The sequence below is a fragment of the Streptomyces sp. NPDC014889 genome (assembly GCF_043081205.1).
In the GTDB taxonomy this organism is placed as follows: domain Bacteria; phylum Actinomycetota; class Actinomycetes; order Streptomycetales; family Streptomycetaceae; genus Streptomyces.
The window spans coordinates 181,781-193,042 of the sequence record NZ_JBIBWH010000011.1; the positions used below are offsets into that span (position 1 = coordinate 181,781).

General features: G+C 72.4%; 10 protein-coding genes. 9 read left to right on the plus strand and 1 reads right to left on the minus strand.

The features are described from left to right. Window positions 1-3: 3 nt before the first annotated feature. The 3 genes from ACF09J_RS23135 to ftsH all read left to right on the plus strand — a co-directional run bounded on the left by ACF09J_RS23135 (window position 4) and on the right by ftsH (window position 6,201). Complete coding sequence (locus ACF09J_RS23135; RefSeq protein ID WP_392307328.1) at window positions 4-2,439, plus strand: [protein-PII] uridylyltransferase; 2,436 nt, start codon at window positions 4-6, stop codon at window positions 2,437-2,439. Window positions 2,440-2,571: 132 nt separating this feature from the next. Continuing rightward, a complete protein-coding gene (ffh, locus tag ACF09J_RS23140) occupies window positions 2,572-4,119 on the plus strand; it encodes a signal recognition particle protein (RefSeq protein WP_392307329.1) in 1,548 nt (515 codons plus the stop codon). A 129-nt stretch (window positions 4,120-4,248) separates the two neighbouring features. After that, window positions 4,249-6,201: an ATP-dependent zinc metalloprotease FtsH gene (gene ftsH / locus ACF09J_RS23145; protein ID WP_392307330.1), complete on the plus strand. Its 1,953-nt coding sequence runs from the start codon at window positions 4,249-4,251 to the stop codon at window positions 6,199-6,201. A 17-nt stretch (window positions 6,202-6,218) separates the two neighbouring features. Here ftsH and ACF09J_RS23150 read toward each other — a convergent pair whose 3' ends face one another. Continuing rightward, complete coding sequence (locus ACF09J_RS23150) at window positions 6,219-7,076, minus strand: class I SAM-dependent methyltransferase (protein ID WP_392307331.1); 858 nt, start codon at window positions 7,074-7,076, stop codon at window positions 6,219-6,221. A 528-nt stretch (window positions 7,077-7,604) separates the two neighbouring features. Here ACF09J_RS23150 and ACF09J_RS23155 point away from each other — a divergent pair. The 6 genes from ACF09J_RS23155 to rplS all read left to right on the plus strand — a co-directional run bounded on the left by ACF09J_RS23155 (window position 7,605) and on the right by rplS (window position 11,243). Beyond that, window positions 7,605-8,201 (plus strand): hypothetical protein, encoded by a 597-nt coding sequence (locus tag ACF09J_RS23155; protein WP_100571734.1) that lies wholly within the window; start codon window positions 7,605-7,607, stop codon window positions 8,199-8,201. A gap of 341 nt (window positions 8,202-8,542) precedes the next feature. Beyond that, entirely contained in the window at window positions 8,543-8,971 is a 429-nt protein-coding gene (gene rpsP, locus ACF09J_RS23160) for a 30S ribosomal protein S16 (RefSeq protein ID WP_100571733.1), read from the plus strand. Window positions 8,972-8,976: 5 nt separating this feature from the next. After that, window positions 8,977-9,216 carry an RNA-binding protein gene (locus ACF09J_RS23165; protein ID WP_005479813.1) on the plus strand — a complete coding sequence of 80 codons (240 nt, stop codon included), beginning with the start codon at window positions 8,977-8,979 and terminating at the stop codon, window positions 9,214-9,216. Between the two features lie 112 nt (window positions 9,217-9,328). Continuing rightward, window positions 9,329-9,925 carry a ribosome maturation factor RimM gene (gene rimM / locus ACF09J_RS23170; RefSeq protein WP_392307332.1) on the plus strand — a complete coding sequence of 199 codons (597 nt, stop codon included), beginning with the start codon at window positions 9,329-9,331 and terminating at the stop codon, window positions 9,923-9,925. Then, on the plus strand, window positions 9,925-10,758 hold the full coding sequence (gene trmD, locus ACF09J_RS23175) for a tRNA (guanosine(37)-N1)-methyltransferase TrmD (protein ID WP_392307333.1): 834 nt from the start codon (window positions 9,925-9,927) through the stop codon (window positions 10,756-10,758). Before rimM ends, trmD begins: the two co-directional genes overlap by 1 nt. 134 nt (window positions 10,759-10,892) lie before the next feature. Next, window positions 10,893-11,243 carry a 50S ribosomal protein L19 gene (gene rplS / locus ACF09J_RS23180; RefSeq protein ID WP_392307334.1) on the plus strand — a complete coding sequence of 117 codons (351 nt, stop codon included), beginning with the start codon at window positions 10,893-10,895 and terminating at the stop codon, window positions 11,241-11,243. The last annotated feature ends 19 nt before the right edge of the window (window positions 11,244-11,262 follow it).

Here is an 11,262-nt window from a genome sequence, read left to right on the forward strand (position 1 = left end):
CCGATGACGCGCGCGGACGTGCGGGGCGAAGCGGAGAAGGGCTACGCGGCGGCCCGGCTGCGCCTCCTCACCGAGGGGGCGTGCACCGGGCCACCGCGCCGAGCCGCGCTCGCCGGACTGACCGACCACTGGCTCGCGGAGCTGTTCACCGCGGCGGCCGGGGGGCTCCGGGGCATCGCTCTCGTCGCCGTGGGCGGCTACGGGCGCGGAGAGCTGTCGCCCCGCAGCGACCTGGACCTGCTGCTCCTGCACCAGGGCGGCGGCACCGAGGAGATCGCCGCCCTCGCCGACCGCCTCTGGTACCCCGTGTGGGACCTCGGCATCTCCCTCGACCACGCGGTCCGCACCCCGGCCGAGGCCCGCGCGGCGGCGCGCGAGGACCTCAGGGTCCAGCTCGGTCTGCTGGACGCCCGGCACCTGGCCGGCGACCTCGGACTGACCACCGCACTGCGCACCGCGATCCTCGCCGACTGGCGCAACCAGGCGCCAGGACGCCTGCCCGCGCTCCGCGAACTGTGCGCCGAACGCGCCGAGCGGCAGGGCGAGTTGAGGTACCTCCTGGAACCCGATCTGAAGGAGGCCCGCGGTGGTCTGCGGGACGCCACCGCCCTGCGCGCCGTCGCCGCCTCCTGGCTCGCGGACGCCCCGCGCGAGGGCCTCGCCGACGCCCGCCGCCGGCTGCTCGACGTGCGCGACGTCCTGCATCTGACGACCGGCCGCGCCACCGACCGGCTCGCGCTGCAGGACCAGGACCAGGTCGCCGCGGAACTGGGCCTGCCCGACGCCGACGCGCTCCTGCGCCAGGTGTACGAGGCGGCACGCGTCCTCTCGTACGCCGGTGACGTCACCTGGCGGGAAGTGGGGCGCGTGCTCCGGGCGCGCGCCGTGCGGCCGAGACTGCGCGCCCTGCTCGGCGGCGGACGGCAGATCGCGGAGCGCACCCCGCTCGCCGAAGGCGTGGTGGAACAGGACGGCGAGGTCGGGCTCGCCCGCACCGCGCGTCCCGAACACGACCCCGTGCTGCCGTTGCGCGCCGCTGCCGCCGCCGCACAGGCAGGCCTGCCGCTCTCCCCGCGCGCCGTACGGCACCTCGCGGCCACCGCGTGCCCCCTGCCCACGCCCTGGCCCGCCGAGGCCCGCGAACAGCTCGTCACCCTGCTCGGCTCCGGCCGCCCCACCGTGCAGATCTGGGAGGCACTGGAGGCGGAAGGGCTGATCACCCGGTTCCTGCCCGACTGGGAGCGGGTGCGCTGCCGCCCGCAGCGCAACGCCGTCCACCGCTGGACGGTCGACCGCCATCTGATCGAGACCGCCGTACGCGCCTGTGCCCTCACCCGCCGGGTCGGCCGCCCCGACCTGCTCCTGGTCGCCGCGCTGCTGCACGACATCGGCAAGGGACGGCCCGGCGACCACTGCGCGGCCGGGGAACCCGTCGCCGCGGCCGTGGCCCGGCGCATCGGCTTCGGCCCGGCGGACACCCGGGTGCTCGCCACCCTCGTACGCCACCACCTGCTGCTCGTCCGGACCGCCACCCGGCGCGACCTGGACGACCCGGCCACCGTCCGCGCCGTCGCCGAGGCGGTCGGCACCCAGAGCACCCTCGAACTGCTGCACGCGCTCACCGAGGCGGACGCGCTGGCCACCGGGCCCGCCGCCTGGTCGTCCTGGCGTGGCTCCCTCGTCGCCGACCTGGTCGGACGGGTCCGCGCGGTCCTCGCCGGGGACATCCCCGACGAGCCCGGGCCCACCGCGCCCACCGCCGAGCAGGAACGTCTCGCCATCGAGGCCTTCCGCACCGGCGGACCGGCCCTGGCCCTGCGGGCGCGGACCGAGCCGCCCGTCGAGGAGCACCCGGGGGAGCCCGAGCCGCTCGGCGTCGAGCTCCTGATCGCCGTCGCCGGCCAGCCCGGCGTCCTGCCGGCGGTCGCCGGAGTACTGGCCACCCACCGGCTCACCGTCCGCGCGGCCGAGCTGCGGCCCCTGGACCTGCCGGCCGGCGTCGGGGGCGGCTCCGTGCTCCTGCTGGACTGGCGCGTCGCCGCCGAGTACGGCGCCCTGCCGCAGGCCGTCCGGCTGCGCGCCGACCTCGTCCGGGCCCTGGACGGCTCCCTCGACATCGCGGGCCGCCTCGCCGAACGGGACGCCGCCCACCCGCGTCGCCACGGCACGGCCGCACCCCCGCCCCGGGTCACGATCGCCCCGGCCGCCTCCCGCCACGCCACCGTGATCGAGGTCCGCGCCCAGGACGCGCCGGGGCTGCTGTTCCGGATCGGACGGGCGCTGGAGGACGCGGGGGTACGGGTGCGCAGTGCGCACGTGTCGACGCTCGGCGCCAACGCGGTGGACGCCTTCTACGTCCTGAGCGACAAGAGCGTCCCGCTGTCGGCCGGGGAAGCGGCCTCCACGGCCCGCGAACTGGAAGCGGCGTTGCAGGCGTGACCTCCGTGACCTCACGGTCGTGTGAGGGTGTCCGCTCGCCGTAATCAGCGGGCAGGGACGATTTGCTTGCCGAGCCGGATACCCTGGAAGGCGCTCAGACTGCCGACCCCGACCCCGAGGACCGACGCCGCCGTGTTCGATACTCTCTCCGACCGCCTCAGCGCGACCTTCAAAAACCTCCGCGGAAAAGGCAGGCTGAGCGAAGCGGACATCGACGCCACGGCGCGCGAGATCCGCATCGCGCTGCTCGAAGCCGACGTCGCCCTGCCGGTCGTGCGTTCGTTCATCAAGAACGTCAAGGAACGCGCCCTCGGCGCCGAGGTCTCGAAGGCGCTGAACCCCGCCCAGCAGGTCCTCAAGATCGTCAACGACGAGCTGGTGACCATCCTCGGCGGGGAGACCCGCCGTCTGCGCTTCGCCAAGCAGCCGCCCACCGTGATCATGCTGGCAGGTCTCCAGGGCGCCGGTAAGACCACCCTCGCGGGCAAGCTCGGCAAGTGGCTCAAGGAGCAGGGCCACTCCCCGCTGCTCGTCGCCTGTGACCTCCAGCGCCCGAACGCCGTCAACCAGCTCAGCGTCGTCGCCGAGCGCGCCGGCGTCGCCGTGTACGCGCCCGAGCCGGGCAACGGCGTGGGCGACCCGGTCAAGGTCGCCAAGGACTCGATCGAGCACGCGCGGACCCAGGTCCACGACATCGTGATCGTGGACACGGCCGGCCGTCTCGGCATCGACCAGGAGATGATGCAGCAGGCGGCGGACATCAGGGACGTCGTCGGCCCCGACGAGATCCTGTTCGTCGTCGACGCGATGATCGGTCAGGACGCCGTCAACACCGCCGAGGCCTTCCGCGACGGCGTCGGCTTCGACGGCGTGGTGCTGTCCAAGCTCGACGGTGACGCCCGCGGTGGCGCGGCCCTGTCGATCCGGCAGATCACCGGCAAGCCGATCATGTTCGCGTCCAACGGTGAGAAGCTCGACGACTTCGACGCCTTCCACCCGGACCGGATGGCCTCCCGCATCCTCGACATGGGTGACCTGCTCACCCTGATCGAGCAGGCGGAGAAGACGTTCAGCCAGGAAGAGGCCGAGAAGATGGCCTCCAAGCTGGCGTCCAAGAAGGGCCAGGACTTCACCCTGGACGACTTCCTGGCCCAGATGGAGCAGGTCAGGAAGATGGGCAGCATCAGCAAGCTGCTCGGCATGCTGCCCGGCATGGGCCAGATCAAGGACCAGATCAACAACATCGACGAGCGGGACGTCGACCGCACGGCCGCGATCATCAAGTCGATGACCCCGGGCGAGCGCCAGGACCCGACCGTCATCAACGGCTCGCGCCGCGCCCGTATCGCCAAGGGTTCCGGCGTCGAGGTCAGCGCGGTGAAGAACCTGGTCGAGCGGTTCTTCGAGGCGCGCAAGATGATGTCCCGCATGGCCCAGGGCGGCGGGATGCCCGGCATGCCGGGGATCCCGGGCATGGGCGGCGGTCCCGGCCGGAGCAAGAAGCAGCCGAAGAAGGCCAAGGGCAAGCAGCGCTCCGGCAACCCGATGAAGCGCAAGCAGCGGGAGCAGGAGGAGGCGGCCCGCCGCGCCGCCGCCCAGTCCGGCGGTGCCCTGGGGCTGCCGCAGCAGGGCGGTCAGGACTTCGAGCTTCCGGACGAGTTCAAGAAGTTCATGGGCTGAGCCCACCCCGAGCGCCGTACGGGACGCGCGTGTCACCCGTACGGCGTCTGGACAACGCCGAGGGCGCCCTTCCGCGGAGGGGCGCCCTCAGCGCGTGCCGGGGTACGCCATGTGTCGTAACGTCCAGATATGAGCAATGCCGCGCCGCCGCGCAATGGCTCTGACCAGCCGTGGCGTACCGAGGGCACGCCGGACGAGCCGCCCGGGCGGCCCGGTGGCAGGCGAACGCGCGGCAGGTGGTGGGGGCTGCTCGTCACCGCGGTGATCGTCTTCCTGGTGGCCTACGGCGGACTGAGCTACTACAACCAGGGCCACGAGCCGACGATCTCGTACACCGAGTTCAGCAGACAGCTCGGTGCGGGCAACGTCGGCACGATCTACTCCAAGGGCGACGCGATCCAGGGCCGGCTCAGGAGTGCCCGGGCCAATCCGCAGGGCGGGGGTACGTACACCAAGTTCAAGACCCAGCGCCCGGCCTTCGCGGACGACAGGCTCTGGCAGAGCCTGAGCAGCCACCATGTGACGGTGACCGCGCAGCCGGTCGTGCAGGAGCGCGGCCTGCTGCCGAACCTGCTGCTCTCGCTGGCGCCGATCGTGGTGCTGGCGGCGCTGTGGATCTTCTTCGCGCGGCGGATCGGCTCGGGTCTGGGCGGGGCGGGCGGTCTGCTGGGGCGCAAGACGCCGCCCAGGCCGGTCGAACTCCAGCCGGGCACCCAGCGCACCACGTTCGCGGACGTGGCGGGCATCGACGAGGTCAAGGGCGAGCTGGACGACGTCGTCGACTTCCTGGAGCATCCGGACGCCTATCGCCACATGGGCGCGAAGATGCCGCGCGGGGTACTGCTCACGGGGCCGCCGGGCACGGGCAAGACGTTGCTCGCGCGGGCCGTGGCCGGTGAGGCCGGTGTGCCGTTCTTCTCGGCGTCGGCGTCCGAGTTCATCGAGATGATCGTGGGGGTGGGCGCCTCCCGGGTGCGCGAGCTGTTCGCGGAGGCCCGCAAGGTGGCGCCGTCGATCGTGTTCATCGACGAGATCGACACCATCGGCCGGGCCCGGGGCGGCGGCGCCTCGATGGGCGGGCACGACGAGCGCGAGCAGACGCTGAACCAGATCCTGACGGAGATGGACGGCTTCTCCGGTTCGGAGGGCGTCATCGTGCTCGCCGCCACGAACCGCGCCGACGTGCTGGACCCCGCGCTGACCAGGCCGGGCCGTTTCGACCGGGTGGTGAGCGTCTCGCCGCCGGACCGGGGCGGCCGTGAGGCGATCCTGCGGATCCACACCCGGCACATCCCGCTCGCCCCGGACGTGGACCTCGCCCGGGTGGCGCGTACGACTCCGGGCATGACCGGTGCGGAACTGGCCAACCTCGCCAACGAGGCCGCCCTGCTCGCGGTCAAGCGGCGGCAGGAGCGGGTGACGCGGACCGACTTCTCGGAGGCGCTGGAGAAGGTCCAGCTCGGCGCCGAACGCGCGCTGGTGATGCCCGAGGAGGAGCGCAGGCGCACCGCCTACCACGAGAGCGGGCACGCCCTGCTGGGCATGCTCCAGCCCGGCGCCGACCCCGTTCGCAAGATCACCATCGTGCCGCGCGGGAGGGCGCTCGGGGTGACGCTGTCGACGCCGGAGTCCGACAAGTACGCGTACACCGAGGAGTACCTGCGGGGCCGCATCATCGGCGCGCTGGGCGGCATGGCGGCGGAACACGTCGTCTACGGGGTGGTCACGACCGGCTCCGAGCACGACCTCGAACAGGTCACCGCGATCGCGCGCGGGATGGTGGCCCGCTGGGGCATGAGCGAGCACCTGGGCCGTCTCTCCGCGCTGCCGGACGACGCCCAGCAGGCCTACGGGCTCGCCGCCGCCCCGCAGACCCTGGACGCCATCGACAGCGAGATGCGGCGCATCGTCGACGAGTGCTACGAGGAGGCGTGCCGCAAGCTGCGTGATCACCGGGAGCAGCTGGACGCGCTGGCGCAGGCGCTGCTGGAGAACGAGACGCTGGAGGAGGCCGACGCCTACCGGGTCGCCGGGGTCGCCCGGCTGCGCAAGGAGGCGGAGGCCGACGGCGGCGTCCGGTGAGGCTCGTCCGGCGAGGTTCAGGGCGTGCGTGCGATCAGGTACCGGAAGACGTTGGGCATCCACACGGTGCCGTCCGGCCGCTGGTGCGCGTGCAGCGCCTCGGTGAGTTCCTTGTCGACCTGGTTTTGGTCGGTGGCGGCGACGGCCGCGTCGAACAGCCCCGTGGACAGCAGTCCGCGCACCGCGCTGTCGAGATCGGCGTACCCGAACGGGCAGGCGACGCGGCCGGAGCCGTCGGGCCGCAGGCCGGCGCGCTGGGCCACCTCCTCCAGGTCGTCGCGCAGGGCGGGACGCCAACTTCCGGGGCTGCGCAGCGGATCGGCGAGCTTGGTGGCCACCCGCAGCACGGACGAGGTCGCGCAGCGCTCCGGCGGTCCCCAGCCGGCCAGGACCACGGGCGCCCCCTTCTCGGCGAGCGGTGTCGCGGCGGCGAGCAGGCCGGCCAGGCCCTCCGAGTCGCCCGCGAGGCAGCCGATCGGCTCGAAGGCGGTCACGAGGGTGTACGGGACGCCGCCGGGGTCGGCGGCGTCCCTCGGTGATCCGTCGACGATCCGTGCGGCCGTACGCGTGCGCGTGTCCCACGGCTCCGGCAGCAGCCGCTGCCGGGCGAGGGCGAGCCGCTCCGGGCGGGAGCGGTCGACGCCGGTGACCGTCGCGCCCCTCGCCGCGGCCAGGAGCAGGGCGAGCCCGGAGCCGCAGCCGAGGGCCAGCAGCCGGGTGCCGGAGCCCACTTCCAGTCGCGTGTAGACGGCCTCGTGGAGCGGGACCAGCATCCGCTCCTGGATCTCGGACCAGTCGCGCGCGCGTGCGCGTGGCTCCGCGCCGGGTTCGGTTGCCGTGTGCCGTAAGTGCTGCCGCATGAGCGCAGGTGTCATGGATGGGCGCCCCTATCCGCCGAGTGCTGCCGTTGTGCCCGGTTCCGTGGCCCCCGTGCAGTGCGCTCCCACTTCCCCCATGCCAGGTAACTCCGAGCCCTCCCTCGCGTCCAGGGGTCGCGGGGCTCCGCTTGCGTCCTGGGGCGGTACGGGCCGGGATTTCACGTCCCGGCAACCTGGGCCCGGGATCGACGTGGCCGGAAGTCGGCTGTCCCGTGGCCCGGTGGCCGGCGCCGGGCGCGCACCCGGTAACGTCGGGGCTCCGACCGGTTGGGGCTCTTTGGCCCGGGAAGCGGCCGAAACGCCTCTTGCGCGTGGCGCGATCCCGTCCCCCCGGCGTGCGGGAAAGGCGTACGCGCCGGTGCGTACTCCCCTTGCGCACCACCTTGGGGGGAGCTGTGCGGCTTCTCCGCAGATCAGCGCACCCGCCCTCGTCAGGACGCATCAGTGACGACTGACGGGTACGTGCAAATTATTTGGGATGCCCCGGAATAGGAACACAGGGGCCCTCCGGCTCGTTGTCATTACGTGAGCACGACACCACCTGTTCTCGCCGCAGAGCTGGCGCAGGCGTGGGCCGACATTCAGCGGTACCACCCCGAGCTGCCGGACCTTGCCGCGCCCGAGTCCCTGATCGGGGAGTCCTCGTCCGCATGCGGACACGAACTCTCCTTCGAGCGACTGCTTCACGAGGCAGTCCATGGCGTAGCCGCCGCGCGCGGCGTACGCGACACGTCCCGTGCCGGCCGCTACCACAACCGCAGGTTCCTCGCGATCTCCGAGGAGCTGGGCCTCGACCACCCCGAGGAGCCGCATCCGAGCAGCGGCTTCTCGCTGGTCACGCTCAGTCCCGAGGCGAAGCGGCGCTACCGTCCGACGATCGAGCGGCTCCAGCGTGCGCTGAAGGCGCACTCGGCCGCCACCTCCACCGACACCGGCCGCAGCTTCCGCGGACCGGCCGCCCGGCACGGCTCCTCCGGCGGCGGGGTCAGGGTCAAGGCGGTCTGCGACTGCGGTCGCAATGTGCGGGTCGTCCCCTCGGTCCTGGCCCAGGCCCCGATCATGTGCGGCGGCTGCGGCAAGCCGTTCAGGATCCCGGAGCCGGTGGGCGCGGCGGCCGGCTGACCGGCCGGCCGCGTCCCGGCATCTCGTGGGTGCCGGACGAGCGGCGGGACGTGCGCGGGGCGCCGCCGTGCAGGGCGGCGCCCCCGCCGGAAAGTGGGCAGGCGCCCGCATTCCACGGCACCCGGAACGCCGGGTGCCGTTCAGTCGTGCCCGGAAGCGGCCCCGCACCCTCCGCGCGGAAAGCGGCCCATCGGGTGTGGCACAATGGCTAGCTGTACTCGACAGCCGCACAGGACCCCTCTCTCCTCCGGCTGACGCGTCCGTCGGGCACTCGGGTACCGCAACCCCACGCGGCGTCTCCGCCGTGCCCAACCACGTCAAATCCAGGAGAACCCACTCCCGTGGCAGTCAAGATCAAGCTGAAGCGTCTGGGCAAGATCCGTTCGCCTCACTACCGCATCGTCGTCGCCGACTCCCGTACCCGCCGTGACGGCCGGGCCATCGAGGAGATCGGTCTGTACCACCCGGTGCAGAACCCCTCGCGCATCGAGGTCAACGCCGAGCGTGTGGCGTACTGGCTCTCCGTCGGCGCCCAGCCGACCGAGCCCGTGCTCGCCATCCTGAAGAAGACCGGCGACTGGCAGAAGTTCAAGGGCGAGCCCGCCCCCGCGCCGCTGCTGCAGCCGGCCGAGAAGGCCACCCGCCCGTCGTTCGAGGCCCTCGGTGGTGACGACGAGAACAAGGGTGAGGCCATCACCCAGAAGAAGAAGGCTGAGAAGAAGGACGAGGCCGGCGCCGAGTCTTCTTCGGCTGAGTCGACCGAGGCCTGAGCAGCATGCTCGAGGAGGCGCTTGAGCACCTCGTGAAGGGCATCGTCGACAACCCCGACGATGTGCAGGTCGCCTCGCGCGACCTGCGCCGCGGGCGCGTGCTCGAGGTCCGGGTCCACCCGGACGACCTCGGCAAGGTGATCGGCCGCAACGGCCGCACCGCGCGTGCCCTGCGCACCGTCGTGGGCGCCATCGGCGGCCGCGGAGTCCGTGTCGACCTCGTCGACGTGGACCACGTCCGCTGACGCTTTTCGCAACCGGCTCGGGCCGGGGAGGGCCGCTGGGCCGTCCCCGGCCCGTAGTCGTATGAGCCGCCCGGCGGCTCGCGTTCTGACGTTTCGACAGGAGATCTTCCACGTGCAGCTGGTAGTCGCACGGATCGGCCGCGCCCACGGCATCAAGGGCGAGGTCACCGTGGAGGTACGTACCGACGAGCCCGAACTGCGGCTCGCTCCCGGCGCCGTCCTGGCCACCGACCCGGCGTCCGCCGGCCCGCTGACCATCGAGACGGGCCGCGTCCACAGCGGCCGCCTCCTGCTGCGCTTCGAGGGCGTGCGCGACCGCACCGCCGCCGAGGCCCTGCGCAACATCCTCCTGATCGCCGAGGTCGACCCCGAGGAACTGCCCGAGGAAGAGGACGAGTACTACGACCACCAGCTGATCGACCTCGACGTCGTCCTCACGGACGGCACGGAGATCGGCCGGATCACCGAGATCTCCCATCTGCCCTCCCAGGACCTGCTGATCGTCGAGCGTCCGGACGGCACCGAGGTGATGATCCCCTTCGTCGGGGAGATCGTCACCGAGATCGACCTGGAGGAGCAGCGGGCCGTCGTCGACCCGCCGCCCGGCCTCATCGACGACCGCTCCGAGCCCGACGAGGACGCCGGCGCGCCCGGCGCCCCCTCCCGCACGCACGCGGAGACTGCAAAGAACGCGGAGGACGAGTCCTGATGCGGCTCGACGTCGTCACGATCTTCCCCGAGTACCTGGAACCCCTGAACGTCTCCCTCGTCGGCAAGGCACGCGCGCGTGGACAGCTGAACGTGCACGTCCACGATCTGCGCGGCTGGACGTACGACCGCCACCACACGATCGACGACACGCCCTACGGCGGCGGTCCGGGCATGGTCATGAAGACCGAGCCCTGGGGCGACGCCCTGGACACCGTCCTCGCCGACGGCTACGAGGCCGGCTCCCACGCGCCCGCGCTCATCGTCCCGACGCCCAGCGGCCGCCCGTTCACCCAGGAACTCGCCGTGGAGCTCTCCGAGCGCCCCTGGCTGATCTTCACACCGGCCCGCTACGAGGGCATCGACCGCCGGGTGATGGACGAGTACGCCACCCGCATGCCCGTGTACGAGGTCTCCATCGGCGACTACGTCCTGGCCGGCGGCGAAGCGGCCGTACTGGTCGTCACCGAGGCCGTGGCGCGGCTGCTGCCCGGCGTCCTCGGCAACGCCGAGTCGCACCGCGACGACTCCTTCGCGCCCGGCACCATGGCCAACCTCCTGGAGGGCCCCGTCTACACCAAGCCGCCGCTCTGGCGCGGCCAGGGCATCCCCGAGGTGCTGCTCAGCGGCCACCACGGGAAGATCGCCCGCTGGCGGCGCGACGAGGCGCTGCGGCGTACGACGGCCCACCGGCCCGACCTCATCGAGCGCTGCGACCCGAAGGTCTTCGACAAGAAGGACCGCGAGATGCTGTCCATCCTGGGCTGGGCGCCGGACCCCGGGGGCGGGACGCACGGCCGATTTTGGCGCAGGACCGACGACGTGGAAGAATAGGCCGCTGCTGTGCGCCGTCCGGCGTGCGCCCCTGCCACAGGGGGACACGACGCCCGTTCCGACCCGCGCGGCACCCATCCCGTAGATCTAGTTCCCGTTGATGACCTGTGGCATCAGCGAAGAAAGCAGACGAAATGTCTCACCTGCTCGACTCCGTCGACGCCGCGTCGCTGCGCGAGGACGTCCCGGCCTTCCGCCCGGGCGACACCGTCAACGTCCACGTCCGCGTCATCGAGGGCAACCGCTCCCGTGTCCAGCAGTTCAAGGGCGTGGTGATCCGTCGCCAGGGCTCCGGCGTGCGCGAGACCTTCACGGTCCGCAAGGTCTCCTTCTCCGTCGGCGTCGAGCGCACCTTCCCGGTGCACACCCCGATCGTGGAGAAGATCGAGCTCGTCACCAGGGGCGACGTGCGCCGCGCCAAGCTGTACTACCTGCGTGAGCTGCGCGGCAAGGCCGCGAAGATCAAGGAGAAGCGCGACAACTGAGCGCCTCCCGGAGTTCATG

Coding starts and splice junctions, on each gene's coding strand:
- trmD (WP_392307333.1), top strand. CDS start 9,925: ATGCGGCTCGACGTCGTCACGATCTTCCCCGAGTACCTGGAACCCCTG.
- ftsH (WP_392307330.1), top strand. CDS start 4,249: ATGAGCAATGCCGCGCCGCCGCGCAATGGCTCTGACCAGCCGTGGCGT.
- ACF09J_RS23165 (WP_005479813.1), top strand. CDS start 8,977: ATGCTCGAGGAGGCGCTTGAGCACCTCGTGAAGGGCATCGTCGACAAC.
- rplS (WP_392307334.1), top strand. CDS start 10,893: ATGTCTCACCTGCTCGACTCCGTCGACGCCGCGTCGCTGCGCGAGGAC.
- ACF09J_RS23150 (WP_392307331.1), bottom strand. CDS start 7,076: ATGACACCTGCGCTCATGCGGCAGCACTTACGGCACACGGCAACCGAA.
- ACF09J_RS23135 (WP_392307328.1), top strand. CDS start 4: ATGACGCGCGCGGACGTGCGGGGCGAAGCGGAGAAGGGCTACGCGGCG.